This window comes from Cupriavidus sp. H18C1 (assembly GCF_049311595.1).
GTDB classification, from domain to species: Bacteria; Pseudomonadota; Gammaproteobacteria; order Burkholderiales; family Burkholderiaceae; genus Cupriavidus; species Cupriavidus cauae.
Window position 1 is genome coordinate 1778386 of the sequence record NZ_CP186008.1, and the last position, 21865, is coordinate 1800250.

17 protein-coding genes and 3 pseudogenes are annotated in these 21865 nt (G+C 70.1%); all 20 read right to left on the bottom strand.

What is annotated here, in order from left to right:
* Positions 1–161: 161 nt before the first annotated feature.
* The 20 genes and pseudogenes from OJJOAM_RS08290 to OJJOAM_RS08385 all read right to left on the bottom strand — a co-directional run bounded on the left by OJJOAM_RS08290 (position 162) and on the right by OJJOAM_RS08385 (position 21817).
* A complete protein-coding gene (locus OJJOAM_RS08290; RefSeq protein ID WP_422647664.1) occupies positions 162–593 on the bottom strand; it encodes a thioesterase family protein in 432 nt (143 codons plus the stop codon).
* Complete coding sequence (locus tag OJJOAM_RS08295) at positions 590–1126, bottom strand: YbaK/EbsC family protein (RefSeq protein ID WP_422647665.1); 537 nt, start codon at positions 1124–1126, stop codon at positions 590–592. Before OJJOAM_RS08295 ends, OJJOAM_RS08290 begins: the two co-directional genes overlap by 4 nt.
* Positions 1127–1188: 62 nt before the next feature.
* On the bottom strand, positions 1189–2130 hold the full coding sequence (locus OJJOAM_RS08300; protein ID WP_422647666.1) for a hydroxymethylglutaryl-CoA lyase: 942 nt from the start codon (positions 2128–2130) through the stop codon (positions 1189–1191).
* Between the two features lie 65 nt (positions 2131–2195).
* Positions 2196–3138, bottom strand: a pseudogene (locus tag OJJOAM_RS08305) (2-hydroxyacid dehydrogenase).
* Positions 3139–3229: 91 nt separating this feature from the next.
* A complete protein-coding gene (locus tag OJJOAM_RS08310) occupies positions 3230–5047 on the bottom strand; it encodes a hypothetical protein (protein ID WP_422647667.1) in 1818 nt (605 codons plus the stop codon).
* A gap of 1148 nt (positions 5048–6195) precedes the next feature.
* Positions 6196–8220, bottom strand: a complete 2025-nt coding sequence (locus OJJOAM_RS08315; protein WP_422647668.1) for an acetyl/propionyl/methylcrotonyl-CoA carboxylase subunit alpha — start codon at positions 8218–8220, stop codon at positions 6196–6198.
* Between the two features lie 165 nt (positions 8221–8385).
* Complete coding sequence (gene bioB, locus OJJOAM_RS08320; protein WP_422649534.1) at positions 8386–9432, bottom strand: biotin synthase BioB; 1047 nt, start codon at positions 9430–9432, stop codon at positions 8386–8388.
* A gap of 171 nt (positions 9433–9603) precedes the next feature.
* Positions 9604–10167 (bottom strand): annotated as a pseudogene (gene bioD / locus OJJOAM_RS08325) (dethiobiotin synthase); the annotation flags it as partial.
* 27 nt (positions 10168–10194) lie between these two features.
* Complete coding sequence (gene bioF, locus OJJOAM_RS08330) at positions 10195–11439, bottom strand: 8-amino-7-oxononanoate synthase (protein ID WP_422647669.1); 1245 nt, start codon at positions 11437–11439, stop codon at positions 10195–10197.
* Positions 11429–12866: pseudogene (gene bioA, locus OJJOAM_RS08335) on the bottom strand (adenosylmethionine--8-amino-7-oxononanoate transaminase). Before bioA ends, bioF begins: the two are co-directional and overlap by 11 nt.
* A 158-nt stretch (positions 12867–13024) precedes the next feature.
* The gene (locus tag OJJOAM_RS08340; protein ID WP_422649637.1) at positions 13025–13174 is read right to left on the bottom strand and encodes a hypothetical protein; all 150 of its coding nucleotides are present in this window, start codon (positions 13172–13174) and stop codon (positions 13025–13027) included.
* Positions 13159–13947: an enoyl-CoA hydratase/isomerase family protein gene (locus OJJOAM_RS08345; RefSeq protein ID WP_422647670.1), complete on the bottom strand. Its 789-nt coding sequence runs from the start codon at positions 13945–13947 to the stop codon at positions 13159–13161. The genes OJJOAM_RS08340 and OJJOAM_RS08345 overlap by 16 nt, the downstream gene beginning before the upstream one ends.
* Before the next feature lie 40 nt (positions 13948–13987).
* A complete protein-coding gene (locus OJJOAM_RS08350) occupies positions 13988–15031 on the bottom strand; it encodes an alpha/beta hydrolase (RefSeq protein ID WP_422647671.1) in 1044 nt (347 codons plus the stop codon).
* A gap of 37 nt (positions 15032–15068) precedes the next feature.
* Positions 15069–16676, bottom strand: coding sequence for a carboxyl transferase domain-containing protein (locus OJJOAM_RS08355; protein ID WP_422647672.1), 1608 nt, complete (start codon positions 16674–16676; stop codon positions 15069–15071).
* Positions 16677–16774: 98 nt separating this feature from the next.
* Positions 16775–17221: a YchJ family metal-binding protein gene (locus OJJOAM_RS08360; RefSeq protein ID WP_422647673.1), complete on the bottom strand. Its 447-nt coding sequence runs from the start codon at positions 17219–17221 to the stop codon at positions 16775–16777.
* Positions 17218–17946 (bottom strand): HAD family hydrolase, encoded by a 729-nt coding sequence (locus OJJOAM_RS08365; RefSeq protein ID WP_422647674.1) that lies wholly within the window; start codon positions 17944–17946, stop codon positions 17218–17220. The genes OJJOAM_RS08360 and OJJOAM_RS08365 overlap by 4 nt, the downstream gene beginning before the upstream one ends.
* A complete protein-coding gene (locus tag OJJOAM_RS08370) occupies positions 17943–18602 on the bottom strand; it encodes a 2-hydroxychromene-2-carboxylate isomerase (RefSeq protein WP_422647675.1) in 660 nt (219 codons plus the stop codon). The genes OJJOAM_RS08365 and OJJOAM_RS08370 overlap by 4 nt, the downstream gene beginning before the upstream one ends.
* 143 nt (positions 18603–18745) lie before the next feature.
* A complete protein-coding gene (locus tag OJJOAM_RS08375; RefSeq protein WP_422647676.1) occupies positions 18746–19876 on the bottom strand; it encodes an acyl-CoA dehydrogenase family protein in 1131 nt (376 codons plus the stop codon).
* Positions 19877–19883: 7 nt separating this feature from the next.
* Entirely contained in the window at positions 19884–20564 is a 681-nt protein-coding gene (locus OJJOAM_RS08380) for an SDR family oxidoreductase (RefSeq protein ID WP_422647677.1), read from the bottom strand.
* Between the two features lie 71 nt (positions 20565–20635).
* The gene (locus OJJOAM_RS08385; protein ID WP_422647678.1) at positions 20636–21817 is read right to left on the bottom strand and encodes an acetyl-CoA C-acetyltransferase; all 1182 of its coding nucleotides are present in this window, start codon (positions 21815–21817) and stop codon (positions 20636–20638) included.
* Between the last annotated feature and the right edge of the window lie 48 nt (positions 21818–21865).

Here is a 21865-nt window from a genome sequence, read left to right on the forward strand (position 1 = left end):
GGGAGGCGGGCCTGACCCGGTATTGTTCCCACGTGGTGCCTTGCCGCTTGTCAAAAGCGCGGCAAACGCAAGCCTTTCAAGCGACGTAACGCCATCGTGTCGCCGATGGACCCCGATGGCCCCGACGGCCCGTTGCGGACCACGGCGCCGGCGCCGAATCCTTACACGCCGCCCGCCCGTTCCCGCTTGGCGGCGACCTTGTCGTTGAACCGCGCGGCGTCGATCAGATGGCGCTCGTGCACGCCCTCGGAAATCTTGTCCTCGCCATCCCAGGCGGACAGCTCGAAACGCAGCTTGCGTCCCTCGATCGCCGTCAGCACACCGTTGACCGTGACGGTCATGCCGGCCGGCGTCGGCGCCAGATGCGTGAAGCTGACCAGCGTGCCGAGCGATTGCTCGCGCGGCCAGTCCAGGTACTCGCGCAGCATCTGCAGGCAGGCGCATTCCATGATGCCGACCATGTAGCCGGTGGCCAGCACGTCCGGCATCTCGGGACAGCCGGGCACGTCGTCGTAGAGATTCGGCACGGTCGCCTTGGGCGGCACCGTATAGCGCCAGGTGAAGGCGAGGCCGGGCTTCAGATCGGGGCTCATGCCGCGCCCTCCTGGGCCACGTCGGCCACTTCCGCGCCGGTCATCGCCTGCAGCTGCTGCGGGGTCAGGTTGAACACCGCGTGCGGATGGCCGGCGGCGGCCCACAGGCTGTCATGGCGGAACAGGTCGCGATCGAGCAGCATCACCGGTGCGACCGCATGGCCGATCGGGCAGACGCCGCCGATCGCATAGCCGGTCTTCTCGCGGACGAAACGGGCATCGGCCTTGCCGAGCGCGCCGACGCGCGCGGCGACCTTGGCCTCGTCGACGCGATTGCTGCCGCTGGCGATCACCACCACCGGCGCATCGTCGTCGAGCCGCCGAAAGACGATCGACTTGGCGATCTCGGCGACGGCGCAGCCCAGGCCGGCGGCCGCCTCGGCCGAGGTCTTGCCGGTCGACGGCAGCATCACGATCGGCTTGTCATGGCCCAGCTCGGCGAGCAGGCGCGCCACGCGCTGGGCGGATTCGGGCAAGGCGGCCTCGGGGGCGGTGCCTGCGGACAACGACAAGGGTTGGGCGAGCTTATGCATCGGGCTTCGATCTCCGCGCGTTCTTGTTTTTGTTTGGAAAGGTCGGACAGGCTCAGGCTCAGTCAAACGCAGGCCGCGGCGTTCCCCTCGGCCTTGTCGGCGGCCCATTTGGTCAGCAGCGCGCGGCCGACCCGCGAGTTGTTGGCGCGGCCGATCGCCTGCGAGATGAAATCGCCGGCGTGCACCACCTGCTCCAGGTCGATGCCGGTGCGCACGCCCATGCCGTGCAGCATGTACAGCACGTCCTCGGTCGCCACATTGCCGGTCGCGCCCTTGGCATAGGGGCAACCGCCCAGGCCCGCCACGGAGGCGTGGAAGATCTGGATGCCGACGTCGAGGCTGGCGAGGATGTTCGACAGCGCCTGGCCATAGGTGTCGTGGAAATGGCCGGACAGGCGGTCCAGCGCGAACTCGGCTGCGGCGGCGCGCATCACCTCCTGCACGCGGGCCGGGGTGCCGACGCCGATGGTGTCGGCGATGTCGATCTCGTCGCAGCCGAGATCGCGCATGCGGCGCACCACGTCGACCACCGCCGCGACCGGCACCTCGCCCTGATAGGGACAGCCCAGCGAGCACGAAATGCTGCCGCGCAAGCGGATGCCCTTCTCCCTGGCCGCGGCCGCGACCGGCTCGAAACGCGCGATCGATTCGGCGATCGAGCAATTGATGTTCTTCTGCGAGAACGCCTCGCTGGCCGCGCCGAAGATCACCACTTCATCGGCGCCCGCCGCCACCGCGCCCTCGAAGCCTTTCATGTTCGGCGTCAGCACCGAATACAGCGTGCCGGGCCGGCGCTGGATGCGCGCCATCACCTCGGCGCCGTCGGCCATTTGCGGCACCCACTTGGGCGACACGAAGGAGGCGGCCTCGATATTGACGAAGCCCGCCTCGGTCAGCCGGTCGATCAGCGCGACCTTGGTGTCGGCCGGCACCATCGCCTTCTCGTTCTGCAGGCCGTCGCGCGGCCCGACTTCGACGATCTTCACGTAGTTGGGTTGGTTCATCGCTGCTCCTCGTCTGGTGGTGGCCGCCGCTCGCGGCGGCGGTCCGGTTTTGCGTGGCGCGCCGGTCAGTAGCCGCGCTGCAGATCGACCACGCCGGCGATCGGCCGGCCGTCCCGCAGCGCGCGGATCTTGTCGGCGATCTGCGCGATGCTGTCCTCGCGCAGCGTCAGCGCCGAGATATGCGGCGTGATGGTGATGCGCGGCTCGGCCCAGAACGGATGTTCGGGCGGCAGCGGCTCGGTGCGGAACACGTCCAGCGTCGCGCCGGCGATCTGGCCCTGCTGCACGGCGGCCAGCAGATCGTCTTCGACCAGGTGCGGGCCGCGCGCGACGTTGATCAGATAGGCGCCCTTGGCCAGCCGGTTCAGCAGCGCCGCGTCGATGATGTTCTCGGTTTCCGGCGTCAGCGGCAGCACGTTGACCAGCACGCGCAGCCCGTCGAGGAAGCTCGCCTGCCCGGCCTCGCCGGCATGGCACTGCACGCCCTCGACCGTCTTCGGGGAGCGGCTCCAGCCGCGCACCGGGAAGCCGAATGCAGCCAGCGTGCGGGCGATATGCGCGCCCAGCGTGCCGACGCCCATCACGCCGATGGTGAAATCGGCGCGGCGATTCGGCTTGAGGAATTTCCAGGTGCCCGCCTGCTGCTGCGCCGCATAGTCGTCGAGCCGGCGGAAATAGCGCAGCACCGCGTGGGTCACGTACTCGGCCATCTGCGCGCCCATGCCGGCATCGTCGAGCCGCACGATCGGCACGCCGGCCGGCAGCGCCTCGGGATCGCTGTCGCGCAGCCGCAGGATGCCATCCACGCCGGCGCCCAGATTGAACACGGCCTTCAGGTCCTGGCGTCCCTTCAGCATCTCGAGCGGTGGGCGCCAGACCACGGCATAGTCGACCGGCTGTCCCTGGCTCTCTTCCCAGGTGACGCACTGCGCCTCGGGCAGGGCCTGCGCAAACCCCCTCGATCCACGGCGCATAGCGGCCATCGGGCACGTACAACTGCAGCTTCATCGCTTCTCCACGTCTTTGGTCTTGTCCCGGCGTATTGTCTCAGACTCTTTGGACGGCGACCCCGTGGCCGAAGGGAACCCGGCTGCGCAGCTCAGCCGAGCTTTGTCCAGTACTCGATCCGCGCACGGGCCGGGCCATACGGGTCGGCGGGCAGCGCCTTTACCCTGCTGACAAACGCCGCCCGCGCTTCCCGCCATTCACGTGCCTGCTCACTGGCGGCCGGCGCCTTGCCGAACCACAGCGCGATGCGCTCCGCGACCTCGACAAACTGGTGATCCGGCACGGCCATCGCCTTGGTCCAGATGCGCTTGTGCAGGTCGTCGAACCGGTTCTGGTAATTCGGGATCCCGTCGACCATGAATTCCGCGGAGGCCAGTTCGGCGAGGATCGAACCAGCGGCCGGCAGGTCGGCGTCCACCGCCTGGACGGCGCGCCGCAGCGTCGTCTGCGTCCAGAAATGCGGTTCCTTGCGCATGTCGTGCGGCGGCGACGGCGGCGCCTTGAGGGCAGCCAGATCCTGCAGCATCGCTTGCCTTCCGGCGGACGGCAGCCGGCGGGCCAGTCCCCAGGTACCCTCGAGCAGCATCTCGATGCGGTGGTCATACGCCGGGTCCGGCTTGCGCAGCGCCTGCAGCGCGATGCTGTTGACCAATTGCGCCAGGGCTGCCACCGCCGCTGGGGTGTCGCCGCCGCGCATGCCTCGCACCAGCGGCAGCAATGCTTCTGCCACTTGCAGCGCCGAATGCAGCTCGCCGCCGTTGGCCAGCAACGACTTGTCGCACCGTCTGGCCAAGGCGGTCAACGCACGGGCACAGGCATCGGTGGCCTGGTCGGTGGCGCCTCTTCGGGTCATCGCCACCAGTTCGTTCAGCTCCGGCTCCAGCGCGGGAAGCAGCTCGACGAGCTCGTGCGCCGTGTTGTTTCCATTCCGGCCGGTCTCCAGCCACTGCGCGAGCACCTCCGCTCTGGCCGGCCAGGGAACATGGGTCACGATCGACGCCAGCAGGTCCTCCTTGGGAACCCATCGGCATTGCAGCAGCGGGGCGGCCGGCCCACCGCGCTCCAGCAATGCCAGCGCCACCTCGTGAATGGCGGCCATCAGATCGGGTTTGTGCAAGGGAGGATCGGAGTCCCGCCCTCTGGTCAGCAAACGGGTCAACGCAAGCAGCATATCGGCGCACTGCTCGGGATGCGTGTCGACGATGTCCTTGCAGAACGCGACCACGCGCTGCCACCGTCCTTGCACCGGTATCCACGCCAGCAGGCGCGCCGCTTCGGTGCCCTGGTCGACCAGCCGGCCCGCCTCGATACGGTCCCACGCGCTGGTCCAGGCATCGGGCCGCTCGCTCTTGTCGATCTGATTGAGCAAGGCAAGCGACAGCGCGACGTCCTGGGCATTGGCCTGCGCATCGGCCTGCGCATCGGCCTGCGCATTGGCCGGAGCGTTGGCCTGCGCATGGGACGGGCCGGCCCGCCGTTGCCAGTTCTGCAACAACGCCAGGGCTTCAGCGTGTTCGCTCTTGCGCTCGTCGAAGTGCCACAGGGACCGCGCCAACGCGCGCGCCAGCACAAAGCCCGCAGCCCGCGGCAAGCGGTCCAACTGCACCTCCAGCTTGTGCCAGCGTGCAATCGCCATGGCACCGAGCCCAGCCCCTCCGCGTTCGCGCTCGCCGGGTTCGATCGCCTTCAGGCAACTGGCCAGAGCGGCGAAGTGGTCTGCGGCGAGCGCGGGGTCCTTGAACTCGATCATCAGGGCATCGGCCTGCAATTCGTCCCAGCGGCTGGCGCGCTGTTCCACCGCCGTACCGGCCGCCGCGATGTAGGCAGCGTTCAGCGCGCGCAGGCCCTGCTGCCGTTGCGTTGGCGGCAAGGCCGCGGCCAGCGCCGTATAGGCGGCCTTGTCGCGCAACAGTGCGGACTCGATCTCGGCGCGCTCCGTCTTGGGGGGTGTGCATCAGCAAGGCCAACTGCGCCTGCGGGCGGATGCTGTCCGGCAGGCTCGCGGCGAGTTCGAGCAGATGGCGCGCGGCACGGGAACGGTCGTGCGGCGGCAGCGCGGCGAGGCGGCTCGCGAGGGCGCCGAGTACCTCGACCTTGCGCGGCAGCGACAGTGTTCCTGCCCCGGCAGTGTGCGGGCCGCGGAGCTCGTACCGCGCCGCCAGCGCCTTCAGTTCATTGACGGTGCGCACGCCGTTCGCCTCGCGCATCGCCCAATGGAAATCCCGGTCCGCCGTCAGTCCGGTCTTGATCGGCCGTTGCAGGGCCTGGTGGGCCAGGCCCAGGGCGGTGCGATCGCGCAGGTTCAGATTGGCGAGCACGCATTCGAGCACCGGTGCCGCATTGCACAGCGACAGCAGGTTCGCCGCGCTTTCCCGCACCGGCGCCTGCTCTGGCGCCGGGGCCTCGGCGCGCGGCGGACAGCCTGGCACGAAGGCGGCGAGCGAGGCATTCCGGTATTCCGCCATGCGCTGGCTGAGCACCGCGGCGCCGTCGCGCTCGTTCAGATACCAGGCGCGGCCCCCTTCGGCATCGAACAGCGTTCTCAGCCAGTACAGCATCTTCTGCAGCACGCCTTCGCCGGGAGCGTGCGTGACGACGCGCCGTGCCCGCACCTTGCCGTTGCCGAACATGCGGATGGTGACGGCGTAGCCGTTGAACCAGAATTGACCGAGATCGATGGGCTTGTTGGGGCTGGAAGGGGTGTCCGCCGAGTGCGGCGGAAGCAGCCGGGCAGACGGTTCGAGAATGTATCGCGGCATGGGCAGGTCGACAGAGAGGAAGGAATCAGGGTTTCCTCGTTGCCGCGAAAAAGACCCGGGGACCGGCGGGACCTTCTATCGCCGATGCCGGCGGACCGACGGACCGACGGACCGACGGACCGACGGACCGACGGACCGGCGCCCCGGCGACGGCGCCATGGCCATGGCAGGCGGTCGGCGGGTCGGACAAGCCTCGCGACAAGACAAGGCAACTCGGCATTCTCGAAGGAACACCGGCGCCTTGCTTGCACGAAAGAGCGGCACACTTTCCGTTTCGGACAGCGGGCCGCCCCGCGCCTCAACCCGCCTTGGCCTCGAACCCGAGCAACTGCTCGCCCTCGCCGACCTGGTCGCCCACGCCGTAGAGCACTTCGCCGACGACGCCGTCGGCCGGCGCGCTGATGGTGTGCTCCATCTTCATCGCCTCCATCACCAGCAGCGGCGTGCCGCGCGTGACGGTGGCGCCCGCCTCGACCATCACGGCGATCACCTTGCCCGGCATCGGCGCGGTCAGCTTGCCGCCCTCGCCTTCGGCGTCGCCCGCGTGCGCCAGCGGGTCCTGCCATTCCAGCGCGACATGGCGTCCCCCGGCGAACACATGGAAGACATCGCCGTCGCGATGCACCTGGCCGTGCGCGCGGCGCGTGCCCAGATCGACCTGGACCGCGTCGGCGACGCAATGCGTGCGGAACGGCGCGGCCTGGTCGGCATAGAACAGCGTGCTGCCCTGCGCATCGGCCTGCAGCGTGACTTCCAGCGTGTCGGCGCCATGCGCGAAGCGCAGCACCCGCTGCGCGCCCGCGTTCAGCCGCCACGAGCCGGCATGGGTCCATGGCGAATGTGGATCCGCGGCATCGATGCGGCGCTCGCGCGCCTCGGCATCGAGCAGCGCGGCCACCGCCAGCGCGATCAGCTCCATGCCGACCGGCGCGGGCGGTGCGAACAGCGTGGCCTCATGGCGCGCGATCAGGCCGGTGTCGAGGTCGGCCGTGGCGAACGGCTCGGAGGCCACCAGCCGTTGCAGGAAGGCGATATTGGTCGACAGGCCGACCACGTGATACGCGGCGAGCGCCTGCCGCATGCGCGCCAGCGCCTCGTCGCGATCCTTGCCCCAGACGATCAGCTTGGCAATCATCGGGTCGTAGTACGGGCTGATGGCATCGCCCTCGCGCACGCCCGAATCGATCCGCACGCCGGCGGGGCCGTGCACGTCTTCGCCGCGCATGAACTGCACCGCGGGCGGCGTGCGCAGGTAGCGCAACGTGCCGGTCGACGGCAGGAACTGCTTGTCCGGGTTCTCGGCATAGACGCGCGCCTCGAGCGCATGGCCGTCGATGCGCAGCTGGTCCTGCGACAGCGGCAGCGGCTCGCCGGCGGCCACGCGCAGTTGCCATTCGACCAGGTCCTGGCCGGTGATCATCTCGGTCACCGGGTGCTCGACCTGCAGCCGGGTGTTCATCTCCATGAAGTAGAACGAGCCATCCTGGTTGGCGATGAACTCGACCGTGCCGGCGCCGACATAGCCCACGGCCTTGGCCGCGGCCACCGCCGCCTCGCCCATGGCGCGGCGGCGCTCCTCGGTCATGCCGGGCGCCGGCGCTTCCTCCAGCACCTTCTGATGGCGCCGCTGCACCGAGCAATCGCGCTCGAACAGGTAGACGCAGTTGCCCTGCGTGTCGGCGAACACCTGGATCTCGATATGGCGCGGCCGCGTCAGGTATTTCTCGACCAGCACCTTGTCGTCGCCGAAGCTGGCGCTGGCCTCGCGCTTGACCGAGGCCAGCGCGGCCTCGAAGCCGGCGGCGTCCTCGACCACGCGCATGCCCTTGCCGCCGCCGCCCGCGCTCGCCTTGAGCAGCACCGGATAGCCGATGCGGTCGGCCTCGCGGCGCAGCAGCGCCGGGTCCTGGTCCTCGCCGTGATAGCCCGGCACCAGCGGCACCGCCGCGCGTTCCATCAGCTGCTTGGCCGCGCTCTTGCTGCCCATCGCACGGATCGCCGATGCCGGCGGTCCGATGAACACCAGCCCGGCCGCGGCGCAGGCCTCGGCGAAGCCCTCGTTCTCCGACAGGAAGCCGTAGCCGGGGTGGATCGCCTGCGCGCCGGTCGCGCGCGCCATCTCGATGATGTGGTCGCCGCGCAGATAGCTGTCGCGCGCCGCGGCGCCGCCGATATGCACGGCCTCGTCGCAGTAGGCAACATGGCGCGCCTGCGCGTCGGCGTCGGAATAGACCGCGACGGTGCGGATGCCCAGGCGCCGGCAGGTAGCGGCGACACGGCAGGCGATTTCGCCGCGGTTGGCGATCAGGATCTTGGTGAACATGGCTCCTCCTTGTTGATGGGGAACGGCGACCGGCTGGCTGTCGGTGCCCGCGCCGCGCGCAACGCCCCGTCGTCCCCGCGCAGGCGGGAACCCGGCGGCTTGCACAAGCCGCCGGCGCCCGCTTTCGCGGGAGAAACGGGAGCATGCCAGGCGCGGACACCCTCGTCATCCCGCGTGTCCTTCCGCGCGGATGCCGAGCCGGCCCAGCAGCGCGCGATCGCGCTCGGCCTGCGGGTTGCCGGTGGTCAGCAGCTTGTCGCCGTAGAAAATCGAATTGGCGCCGGCCAGGAAGCACAGCGCCTGCAACGCTTCGTCCATGGCCTCTCGGCCGGCGGACAGGCGCACCATCGCGCGCGGCATCGTGATGCGCGCGACCGCGATGGTGCGGACGAACTCGAACGGGTCCAGTGGCGCGGTGCCGGCCAGCGGCGTGCCCTCGACCTGGACCAGATTGTTGATGGGCACCGATTCCGGATACGGCTCCATATTGGCCAGCTGCGCGATCAGCCCGGCGCGCGCCTCGCGCGTCTCGCCCATGCCGACGATGCCGCCGCAGCAGACGTTGATGCCGGCGTCGCGCACATGGCCGATCGTATCGAGCCGGTCCTGGTAGGTGCGCGTGCTGATGATCTCGCCATAGAACTCCGGCGAGGTATCCAGATTGTGGTTGTAGTAATCGAGACCGGCGTCCTTCAGGCGCTGCGCCTGCTCGGCGCGCAGCATGCCCAGCGTGACGCAGGTCTCCAGGCCCATGGCCTTGACCTCGCGCACCATGTCGATCACGGGCTCGAGATGGCGGTCCTTCGGGCTGCGCCAGGCGGCGCCCATGCAGAAGCGCGTGGCGCCGTTGGCCTTGGCGGTACGGGCGGCGTCGAGCACCTCGTCGAGCGCCATCAGCTTGCCGGCCTTGACGCCGGCATCGTGGTGCGCGCTCTGCGGGCAATAGCCGCAATCCTCTTCGCAGCCCCCCGTCTTGATCGACAGCAGCGTCGACAGCTGCACGGTATTGGCGTCGAAGTGCTCGCGATGGACCTGCTGCGCGCGGAACAGCAGATCGTTGAACGGCAGCGCGTACAGCGCGGCGACGGCGTCGACGGTCCAGCGGGCGGTGTTGCCGTTGGTATCGTTGGTGGCGGCTTGAGCAGCTTCGGCGGCCTGCTGGCGTGCGCTCTGGCGCAGCGAATCGGCGGAAATGGTGGCGATGGTAGTCATGTCGAGTCGAATTCTGTGGTCAGGCGGCGCGCTCGGAGGGCGCGTCGCCGGGATGTCGGGGGAGTCGAGCAGCGCGGCCAGGTCGAGGCAGCGCGCGGCCTGGTCCGCAGGCAGTTGCCAGGGCAGCGTGCCGAGCCACGGCGTGCCGATCGCGTCGAAGGCATCGCGCAGCGTGGCGATGTTCTCGTCGGCCAGCAGCATGTCGGGGTCGATCCGGTTGGCGATCCAGCCGGCCAGGCGCAGCCCGCGCGCGCGTACCGCCTCGGCGGTCAGCAGCGCATGGCTCAGGCAACCCAGCCGGATGCCGACCACCAGGATCACCGGCAGCCCGAGCCGGACCGCGAGATCGGCGGTGTCCCAGCCGTTCGGGCCGCCAGTCAGCGGCACGCGAAAGCCGCCGACGCCTTCGACTACGACCGCGTCGGCCTGCGCGGGCAGCGCGGCAAACGCCGACAGGATCGGCTCGGCTTCGATGCGCACGCCATCGGCCTGCGCCGCAAGGTGAGGTGAGCATGGCGTGCGCAGCAGCCACGGGCAGGTCTGCGCGAGCGGCACGTCGACGCTGCTGGCCGCGCGCAGCTGCGCGACATCGTCGTTGTGCCACTGGCCGTCGCGCCAGTCGCAGCCGCTGGCGACCGGCTTCATGCCGACCGCCGTGCGGCCCTGCGCGGCCAGCGCGTGCAGCAGCGCCGCACTGGCGTGGGTCTTGCCGACCCCGGTATCGGTGCCGGTCACGAAGCAGGCAAAGGGGGGAGACTCGGCTCATGCGGCCTCCCTGCATGGTGGCGTGGCCGCTGCCGCCAACGGATGCAGCGCCGCCAGCAGGGCCGCGACATCCGCCTGCCGATGCGCGGCGGACAGCGTGATGCGCAGCCGCGCGGTGCCCTCGGGCACGGTCGGCGGACGGATCGCACCGACGCGGATGCCGGCCCGCTCGAGTCCCGCCGACAGCGACAGCGCCGCGGCGTTGCCGCCGACGATCAGCGGCTGGATCGCGGTCGCGCTGTCGGCCAACTGCCAGCCGGCCTGCGCGGCCATCGGCGCCAGACCGGACCGCAGTTCGGCGATGCGTTGCCGCAGCGCCGCGCGCCGCTGCGCGCCCTCTTCGCCCTCGATCAGCGCGAGGCTGGTCAGCAGCGCATGGGCCGCCGCCGGCGGCGCCGCCGTGGTGAAGATATACGTGCGCGCGGTATTGACCAGATGCTCGACGATCAGCCGATGCGCGGCGACGAAAGCCCCGGCGACGCCGGCCGCCTTGCCGAGCGTGCCGATATAGATCAGCCGCTGTGACGACAGGCCCAGTTGCTCCAGCACGCCGTGGCCGCGTTCGCCGAGCACGCCGAAGCCGTGGGCATCGTCCACGATCAGCCACGCATCGTGCCGCTCGGCCAGCGCCAGCAGTTCGGCCAGCGGCGCGACATCGCCGTCCATGCTGAAGACGCCGTCGGTGACGATCAGCTTCAGCGGCGACTCGCTGGCGGCGAGCAGCGCGTCGAGCGCGGCGACATCGCCATGCGGGTAGCGCTGTACGCTCGCGCGGGCCAGCCGCGCGCCGTCGATCAGCGAGGCGTGGTTCAACGCCTCGCAGAACAGCGTGGCATCGGCACCGCCGAGCGCGGTCAGCACCGCCAGATTGGCCATGTAGCCGGTGCAGAAGTACAGCGCGGCCGCGTCCGGAATCGATTCGGCGTACCAGCGCGCCAGTTCGGTCTCGAGGCGGTGATGCGCAAGGCCGTGCCCCGTGACCAGATGCGAGGCCCCGCTGCCCGCGCCCCAGCGCCGCGCGCCCTCGGCAAAGGCATCGACGATGGCCGGATGGTTGGCGAGGCCCAGATAGTCGTTGCTGCTGAAGCCCAGCAGGGAACGCGGCTCGGCCTCGCTGCCATCGGCCAGCACGGCGCCCACGGTCTGCCGGGGCGCGCACGGCGTATGGGCGATACGGCGAATACGGGTCAGCGCCTGGCGTTCCCGCTCGGCCGCGGCCTGGCTCAGTCGATCAAGCAGCATGGCGCGCCTCCCTGGCCGAACCGGCCGGCGCGAGCACGCCATCGAGCGCGGCCAGCAGACGCTCGCCGAGCCAGCTGGCCAGCGGCGCGTCGAAGACGTAGGGCGGCATCACGTACAGCGTGTTGCCGATCGGCCGGATCAGCACGCCGTGGTCCAGCGCGGCACGATGAAAATCGCCGGCGAAGGTGTCGGTGGCGAACGGCTCGCGCAGATCGGCGGCCCAGATCAGCCCGCGCTGGCGCACGTGGCACAGCCGCGCATCGGCGGCCAGGCCGGCCAGCCCCTGCGCCAGCCACTGGGCGCGCTGCCGGTTCATCGCCAGCACGTCGTGCTGCGCGAACAGGTCCAGCGTCGCCAGCCCGGCGCGGCAGGCCAGCGGATTGCCGGTGTACGAGTGCGAATGCAGGAAGCTGCGCGACAGCTCGTCGGCGACGAAGGCCTGCTGGATCGCGCCGCGCGTCAGCACCAGCGACAGCGGCAGATAGCCGCCGCTGATGCCCTTGGACAGGCACAGGAAATCGGGCCACTGCTGCGCGCCGAGCGGCGCCTCGCCGCGCGACTGCTCCCACGCGAAGAAGGTGCCGGTGCGCCCGCAGCCGACCGCGATCTCGTCGGCGATCAGATGCACGCGGTAGCGGTCGCACAGCGCGCGCACGCCGTCCAGGTAGGCGGGGTCGTGCATCGCCATGCCGGCCGCGCACTGCACCAGCGGCTCGACGATCAGCGCCGCGATGCTGGCGGCGCGCTGCTGCAGCAGCGCTTCGAGCTCGTCGAGCGCGCGCTGCGCGACCTCGCGCGGCGATTCGCCGGACGCCGCCTGGCGCGCGTCCGGCGACATCGCCACGTGGGCGCGCATCAGCAGCGGATCGTAGGCATCGCGGAACACCGCGACATCGGTGACCGCCAGCGCCCCGACCGTCTCGCCGTGATAGCCGTGGCGCAGGCAGACGAACTCGCGCTTGCCGGGCAGCCCGGTGTTGCGCCAGTAATGGAAGCTCATCTTCAGCGCGATCTCGACCGCCGAGGCGCCGTCCGACGCGTAGAACGCATGGCCGAGCGCGCCGCCGGTCAGCGCCGACAGCCGTTCCGCCAGCTCGACCGCCGGGCCGTGCGTGCAGCCGGCGAGCATCACGTGCTCGAGCGTGTCGAGCTGGTCCTTCAGCGCGGCGTTGATGGCGGGGTTCGCATGGCCGAACAGATTGACCCACCACGAGCTGGTGGCGTCGAACAGGCGCCGGCCTTCGTCGTCGTAGAGCCAGGGCCCTTCGCCGCGGACCACGGCCAGCGGCGGCGGATTGCCGCCGGGACGCAGGCGCGTGCAGGGGATGCCATACCGCGCGCTGGCTGCGCGCGGCGAGCCCGTTGCCGTCCTGCCGCGTGGGCGCGGGGGGCGGGTCAGTGGGGGGCGGTGTGCAAGGACTGGGTATGCAAGGGAGTCCTCCATGGTTGGCCAGCCGCACGCGCGCCGTTCCGGGCGGGCCCGGGCGGCGCGATGAACGCGGCTGGATTGGGAGAACGCATGGTAGGAAGGTCCTTGCGGGCTTGGCAAACGGCGCTGGATTGACGCGTTATGGGTGTGTTGACGTCAAATTCCCGGCAGTTGGGCGACGAAACCGCGATCGCCGACCACTGCGCGCGCTTCTGCGCACATCGTCGCCGCCGACGACGTCGGCATCATCGGGATCATCGGCATCGTCGACCTCATCGGCATCATCGACATCACGCCGGCCGCCACGACGGGCTGCGCTTCTCGAGGAAGGAGCGCACGCCCTCGCGGCCCTCCTCGGAGGCGCGGATCGCCGCGATGCGCTCGGCGGTATCGGCCATCAGGTCGTCGTCGATGGCCCGGCCGGCGATGTCCTGCACCAGCCGCTTGCTTTCGCGCACCGCGTTCGGGCTGTTGGCGACCAGCGCGGCGGTCAGCTCGGCGACCTTGGCGTCGAGCCCCTCGGCCGCCACCACCGCATGCACGAAGCCGAGGCGCAGCGCCTCGGCGGCATCGAAGCGTTCGGCGGTGATGAAGTAGCGGCGCGCCGCCTGCTCGCCCATCGCGCGGATCACGTACGGGCTGATCGTCGCCGGCAGCAGCCCCAGGCGGGCCTCCGACAGGCAGAAATGCGCGTGGTCGGCCGCCACCGCAATATCGCAGGCCGCGACCAGGCCGACGCCGCCGGCATAGGTATCGCCGTGGATGCGCGCGATCACCGGCTTCGGACAGGCCCAGATCGTATGCAGCATCTGCGCGAGCTGCAGCGCGTCGGCGCGGTTCTCGTCGTGCGAGTAGCCGGCCATCTTCTTCATCCAGTTCAGGTCGGCGCCGGCGCAGAACGCGGGCCCCTGCCCGGCCAGCACGATCGCGCGCACCTCCGGCGTATCGCCCAGCGCGCGGAACGCGCCGCTCAGCTCGGCGATCACGGTCTCGTTGAAGGCGTTGCGCACATCGGGGCGGTTCAGCGTCACCGTGGCGACATGGCGCTCGACGGTCACGGTGAGGGTGGTGAATTCCATCGTGGTCTCCTGGCAGTTCTGGTGTGGATTGCGTTTCCGGCTATCTGCGGGCGTCGTTCGGTCGACCGTCGATCGGCCGCCCTTCGATCGGTCGGACGCCGTTCGGCCGGATGTCATTCGGTCGGGCCGCGCTCGCGGCCGCGGGCCGGTTCAAGGGCCGCGGCTCGAAGCCCGCATCGCGCAGCGCCTTCTCGGCCAGCGGCTTCCAGCGCGTCAGGCCCCGCGCGAACAGCTGGTGGCCGTCCTGCCCGAAGGCCGGCAGCGCGTGGTACTTGCCGACGCCGCCGGCACCGCGGAAGGCCTCGAACCATTGCGCCGGATACGGTCCCATGTAGCGGTCGTTGGTCGTGTAGATCCAGTGCGTCGGCACGCGCGCGCTGCGGCCGTATTCGGCGAACAGCGCCGCCTGCTGGTCGGGCGCGCAGGGCTCGCCCGGATGCAGGCGCGGATCGCCGCCGCCGCCGCCGGCGAAGTTCAGCACCAGCCGGACACCCGGCGGGTTCTTCGCCGCCAGCGCGATCACCGCCGCGCCGCCGAACGACTGGCCGACCAGCACGACCCGCGACACGTCGATCTCCGGCCGCGAGCGCGCCATCTCGATCACCTGCAGCACCTGCTGCGCGGCCACCTCGAAGCCGGGGCGATAGTTCTTGCGCGTGCAGCTGCCGGTGTTCTCGATATCGTCGCCACCGCTGGCGCCATAGCCGATCCGCGTCGGCACCAGCACCTGGAAGCCGAGCGAGGCGAAATACGCGGCCTGCTCGGCCAGCCGCACCCGGCCCAGCCGGGCGCGCGCATAGGGATCGGGCGCGCGACCGTGGTTCAGCACCAGCAGCGGATAGCGCTGGTGGCCGGGCTCGCGGAACGCGGTGACGACGATGCGCTGCGAGACCTGTCGCCCGTGCGCATCGGTAACCGTCACCGGCACCGACCAGGTCTCCTCGAGCGGCGCGGCGCCGGCCGGCAGCGCGGCCCATGCCAGCAGGCACAGCGCCAGCCGGGCGAACGGCACGATGCGCGGAACATCGCGGGGGAACATCGCGGGGAACATCGCGGGGAACATCGCGGGCGACATCGCGGGCATCATGGGCGCCGGGCGCGCGGCAACGACGCAGCATCGCTTACATCCGGAAGACGCCGAACTTCATCTCGTCGATCGGGGCGTTGAGGCTGGCCGACAGGCCCAGGCCCAGCACCGTACGGGTCTGCGCGGGATCGATCACGCCGTCGTCCCACAGCCGCGCGCTGGCGTAATACGGATGGCCCTGGTGTTCGTACTGCTCGCGGATCGGCCGCTTGAAGGCCTCCTCCTCGTCGGCGCTCCAGCTGCCGCCTCGGCCCTCGATGCCGTCGCGCCGCACCGTGGCCAGCACGCTGGCGGCCTGCTCGCCGCCCATCACCGAGATCCGCGCGTTCGGCCACATCCACAGGAAGCGCGGCGAATAGGCGCGCCCGCACATGCCGTAATTGCCGGCGCCGAACGAGCCGCCGATGATCACCGTGAACTTCGGCACCTGCGCGGTCGCCACCGCGGTCACCATCTTGGCGCCGTTGCGGGCGATGCCCTCGTTCTCGTACTTGCGGCCCACCATGAAGCCGGTGATGTTCTGCAGGAACACCAGCGGAATCTTGCGCTGGCAGCACAGCTCGATGAAGTGCGCGCCCTTGAGCGCCGACTCCGAGAACAGGATGCCGTTGTTGGCGACGATGCCGACCGGGTAGCCCCAGATCCGCGCGAAGCCGCACACCAGCGTGGTGCCGTAGCGCGCCTTGAACTCGTCGAAGTCCGAGTCGTCGACGATGCGGGCGATCACCTCGCGCACGTCGTAGGGCTTGCGCGTATCGGTCGGGATCACGCCGTACAGTTCCTCGACCGGATAGCGCGGCTCGACCGGCGCGTGCAGCCGGATCTGGTCCGGCTTGCGGCGGTTCAGGTGCTGCACGATATTGCGCGCCAGGCCCAGCGCATGCGCATCGTTCTGCGCGAAGTAGTCGGCCACGCCCGACAGCCGCGTGTGCACGTCGGCGCCGCCCAGGTCCTCGGCGCTGACCTCCTCGCCGGTGGCCGCCTTGACCAGCGGCGGGCCGCCCAGAAAGATCGTGCCCTGGTTCTTGACGATGATCGACTCGTCACTCATCGCCGGCACGTAGGCGCCGCCGGCGGTGCACGAGCCCATCACCACGGCGATCTGCGGGATGCCCATCTTCGACAGATTGGCCTGGTTGTAGAAGATGCGGCCGAAGTGATCGCGGTCGGGGAATACATCGTCCTGGTTCGGCAGGTTGGCGCCGCCCGAATCGACCAGGTAGATGCAGGGCAGATGGTTCTGCTCGGCGATCTCCTGCGCGCGCAGATGCTTCTTGACGGTCATCGGGTAGTAGGTGCCGCCCTTGACCGTGGCGTCGTTGCACACGATCACGCATTCCTGCCCGGCCACGCGGCCGATGCCGGTGATGATGCCGGCGCCGGGCGCGGCATTGTCGTACATGTCGTAGGCCGCCAGCTGCGACAGCTCCAGGAACGGCGTGCCCGGATCGAGCAGCTGCTGCACGCGTTCGCGCGGCAGCATCTTGCCGCGCGACAGATGCTTGTTGCGCGCGTCTTCGCCACCGCCCTGCGCGACCTGGGCGATCTTCGCCTTCAGGTCGGCGACCAGGGCCTGCATCGCCTCGGCATTGGCCTTGAAGGCCTCGGAACGGGCATTGAGTTTGGATTCGAGCGTGGGCATCGTGTCTGTCTCTTCCTGATCTTGTGATGCGTTGCGATGGATGCGATGCGATGAATGCGTTCGCGGTGCGAAAATTCAGCGTGCGGCGTGGGCGTTGTTCATCGCGCTTCCCCGCGAATGTCCCCATCGACGTACAGCCAGCGCGGCGCTTCGCCGCCGGCGCGCGGCTCGCGCACGAAGCGGCTGCGCTCGTGCAGCCGCGCCGCGCGCCCGCCGACCTTGTAGCGCGCGACGAATTCGACCTCTGCGTGGGTGTCGTCCTGCGGTGCATGCGCGACGATGGTCAGGCCCAGCCACTGCGTGCGCGGGCCACCGGCGTCCTGGGCAAGGTCCTGCTCCAGCGTCGCCGGGCAGGTCGACGGATGCCAGCTCTGGCGCAGCCACTGCGCGTCGTTCAGCACGTAGGCGCTGTAGCGCGAGCGCATCAACTGCTCGGCGGTGTCCGGCAGCGCCTCGCCGCGATGGAAGCGCCCGCAGCAGCTGGCGTAGCTGGCCCCGCCGCAAGGGCAGGCGCCTTCGCGCGAAGGCGCTGCCGCCCGCTTCATGCCACCAGCTCCGGCAATTGCCGCATATCGGTGAAGATGGTCTGGGCGCCGGCCTCGCGCAGCATCGCGGCGTCGTTGCGCGCGGCATAGCCGAACACCGTCATGCCGGCCGCCACGCCGGCGGTGATGCCGGCCGGGCTGTCCTCCACCACCGCGCAGCGCGACGGCTCCACACCCATCGTGCGCGCCGCCAGCAGATAGACGTCGGGCGCGGGCTTGCTGCGCTCGACCTCGGTGGCGGAGAACACGTGCTCGCGCTGCTGGCCGTCGGCGTCGTGCTGGAACAGCGCCAGCAGGCCGGTGCGCTGCAGTTGCAGCTTGACCTTGACGCGGTCGGCGCCGGAGGCCACGCACAGCGGCATGCCGGTCGCGGCGATCGCGGCGATGGCGTCGCGCACGTGCGGCACGGCCTCGACCTCGGCCTCCAGCACTGCATTGCGCCGGGCCAGCCAGTGCGACAGCCAGTTCTCCGGCAGCGGCGCGCCGCGCATCCGCTCGATGGTGTCGAGCTCCTCGCGCACGGCGCGGCCGAGGAACAGCGCGGTCGAGTCCTCCAGCGAGATCGCGATGCCCAGTTCGTTCAGCATCTGGTTCAGCACGCGATTGACGATCGGCTCGCTGTCGACCAGCACGCCGTCGCAATCGAAGATCACGCAGTCGAAGCGGCGGGACGGCTGGGCGGCACCGCCGGCGCGGTCGCGGGAGGGAGAAGCACTGAGGGTCATGCGGGTTTCTTTTCCTTGAGATCCGGGGACGGCACGGCCCGCAACTCGGTGGGCGTGCCGCTCTTGAGCAGGGCCTCGATCTGGTCGAAGCGGTCGAAGCCCCAGTAGGGTTCGCCATCGACGATGACGAAGGGCGAGCCGAACACGCCCTTGGCCATCGCCACTTCCATCTCGGCCTTCAGCTGGTCCTTGATCGGCTGGCTGCTGGCGCCGGCGTCCATCGCGTTGGCGTCGAGGTCCAGCGCCGCGGCGATCTTCACCAGCTCGGCCGGTTCGGCGATGTTGACGTCGTCGACGAAGTAGGCGTGGTACACCGCCTTGGCGAAGCGCACCGCCACGTCGGCGGCATGATGGTTCTGCAGCCACAGCATCGCGCGCGCGGCCTGCGTGGTCGGCAGCGGGAAGTTCGACGGCCGGCGGTAGGCGATGCCGTGGTGGCGCGCGGTGCGTTCGAAATCGCGCCAGCTGTAGTCGCCCTTGAGCGGGATCTGCGGCAGCGGCGCCATGCCGGTGGTCTTGAACACCACGCCCAGCAGGATCGGATGCCAGGCGACGCTGCGGCCGTACTGGCGCGCGAGGTCGTCGATGCGCGTGCTGGCGAAGTAGCCGTAGGGCGAGGAGAAATCGAAATAGAAGTCGATGGGGGCAGCGGTCATGTCGGGTCCTGGGCGAAAGTGCGGCGATCGAAGCGGCGAACCAAGTGGCGAACCAAGTGGGCGAACCAAGTGGGCGAATGAAGCGGCAACCGGAAACTGCGACGCGTACGGCGGGGACTTCGGTACGGCCCTGCGCGCGCCTCTCACGCCAGCGCCCGCGCGATCAGCATCTTCTGGATGTCGCTGGTGCCCTCGTAGATCTGGCAGACCCGCACGTCGCGGTAGATGCGCTCGACCGGGAAGTCGCTGACATAGCCATAGCCGCCGAACACCTGGATCGCGTCCGAGCAGACCGTCTCGGCCATCTCGCTGGCATTGAGCTTGGCCATCGCGGCCTCCTTCAGGCAGGGCCGGCCGGCGTCCTTCAGCGCGGCGGCATGCCAGATCATCTGGCGCGCGACCTCGATGCGCGTGGCCATCTCGGCCAGGCGGAACTGCACCGCCTGATGCGCGAACAGCGGCTGGCCGAAGCTCTCGCGTTCCTTCGAGTAGGCCAGCGCCGCCTCGAAGGCCGCGCGCGCCATGCCGACGCTCTGCGCGGCGATGCCGATGCGCCCGCCCTCCAGGCCGGACAGCGCCATCTTGTAGCCCGCGCCCTCCTCGCCCAGCAGGTTGGCGGCCGGCACGCGGCAATCCTCGAACACGATCTGCGCGGTGTCCGACGAATGCTGGCCGAGCTTGTCCTCCAGCCGCGCGACGACATAGCCCGGCGTATCGGTCGGCACCAGGAAGGCGCTGATGCCGCGCTTGCCGGCGGCCTTGTCGGTGACCGCCATCACGATCGCGACATCGGCGTGCTTGCCGCTGGTGATGAACTGCTTGACGCCGTTGAGCACGTAGTGATCGCCGTCGCGCGTCGCGGTGGTGCGCAGCGCCGCGGCGTCCGAGCCGACATGCGGCTCGGTCAGGCAGAACGCGCCGAGCATCTCGCCCCTGGCCAGCGGCACCAGCCACCGCTGCTTCTGCGCCTCGTCCGCGAATGCCATCAGCATGCTGCAGACGGGGCAGTTGTTGACGCTGATCACGGTCGAGGTGCCGCCGTCGCCAGCGGCGATCTCCTCCAGGATCAGCGCCAGCGACAGGTAGTCGAGGCCCGCGCCGCCGTAGGCCTCGGGCACCGCCACGCCATAGGTGCCCATTGCCGCGAGCTCGCGGTGGACCTCCTTCGGGAACGTCTTGTCGCGATCCCACGCGGCGGCCTGCGGCGCGATGACCTCCTGCGCGAACTGCCGCACCGCGTCGCGGATCATTTCCTGTTCGGGACTGAGCAGCATCGGGACCTCACCAGGGCAGCACGCTGCCGTCGTAATTGCGGAAACCACCGTTGTCCTGCGCGGTGGCGCCGGCCAGCACGCGGCGCAGGCCGGACACGCTCTGCTGCGGCGTCAGGTCGGCGCCGGCGCCGCCCATGTCGGTACGGACCCAGCCCGGATGCAGCGCCAGGCAGACCGCGTGGCGCGCGTCGAGCGACACCGACTTGAGCGCCGCGTTGACCGCCGCCTTGCTGACGCGATACAGCCAGCTGCGATTGCTCTCCATCGCGCCGATGCTGCCCATGCGCGAGGACAGCACCGCCAGCACGCCGCCCTTGCCGCCGCGGCCGGTCTCGACGAAGGGCAGCACCAGCGGCAGCGCCATCATCGGCCCCAGCACATTGGCGTGCATCACGTCGTCGAACTCCTCGACGGACACCGGCTGCGCGCCCTCGGTGCGCGGGCCGATCACGCCGGCGTTGTAGACCGCCACGTCGAGCGATTCGCCGTCGAGCGTCCAGCCCAGGCCCGCGACCTGATCGGCCTCGGTCAGGTCGACGCGGTGCGCCTCCGCGCCCAGCGATTTCAGTGCGGCCAGCCCTTCGTCGCTGCGGGCCGTGGCGATCACGCGCCAGCCGTCGGCGCGGTACTGGCGGACAAATTCCAGTCCGATGCCGCGCGAGGCGCCGAGTATCAGTGCGGTTGCCAAGCTAGCCTCCTGTCGGGTCGGGGGTCGGGGTTCGGGATCCAGGGTTCAGCGTGCGTTCGGGGCGACGGCACTCAGACCAGCTCGATGCCGACCGCCGTGGCCTCGCCGCCGCCGATGCACAGGCTGGCCACGCCGCGCTTGCCGCCGGTCTTGCGCAGCGCGCCGATCAGCGTGGTCATGATGCGCGCGCCCGAGGCGCCGATCGGATGGCCCAGCGCGCAGGCGCCGCCGTGGATATTGACCTTGTCGCGCGGAATCTTCAGTTCGTGCATCGCCGCCATCGGCACCACGGCGAAGGCCTCGTTGATCTCGAACAGGTCGACGCTGTCGCTGTTCCAGTCGAGCTTGCGATACAGCTTGGCGATGGCCTCGACCGGCGCGGTGGTGAACCAGCTCGGCGCCTGCGCATGGCTGGTATGGCCCAGCATGCGCGCCAGCGGCTGCAGGCCCAGCGCCTTCGCGGTCGATTCGCGCATCATCACCAGCGCGGCGGCGCCGTCGTTGATCGACGACGACGAGGCCGCGGTGATGGTGCCGTCCTTGGCGAAGGCGGGCTTGAGCGACGGGATCTTGTCGACCTTGATGCGGCGCGGGCCTTCGTCGGTGTCGATCACCACCTCGCCGCCCTTGGCCGCGACCGTGACCGGCGCGATCTCCCAGCGGAAGTCGCCGCGTTCGGTGGCCTGCTGCGCGCGCCGCACGCTCTCCATCGCGAAGGCGTCCTGCGCCTCGCGGGTGAAGCCGTACTTGGCGGCGCAGTCCTCGCCGAAGGTGCCCATCGCGCGGCCCTTCTCGTAGGCGTCCTCCAGGCCGTCGAGCATCATGTGGTCATAGATCATGCCGTGACCGATGCGATAGCCGCCGCGCCCCTTCGGAATCAGGTACGGGGCATTGGTCATGCTCTCCATGCCGCCGGCCACCGCGATCTCGTACGAGCCCGCCACCAGGCTGTCGTACACCGTCATCGCGGCGCGCATGCCCGAGCCGCACATCTTGTTGACGGTGGTACAGGCGACGGACAGCGGCAGGCCCGCGCCCAACGCGGCCTGGCGCGCCGGCGCCTGGCCCTGGCCGGCGGGCAGCACGCAGCCGAACACCACTTCCTCGACCTGCTCCGGCTGGATGCCGGCGCGCTCGATCGCCGCGCGGATGGCGACGGCGCCGAGCTGCGGCGCCGTGACGGTGGCGAACTCGCCCTGGAATGCGGCCATCGGCGTGCGGGCCGCGGATACGATCACGATCGGGTCTTGCATGGTGGTCTCCTTGATGTCTTTGCCGTGCTGCCGTGCTGTCGTTCGATT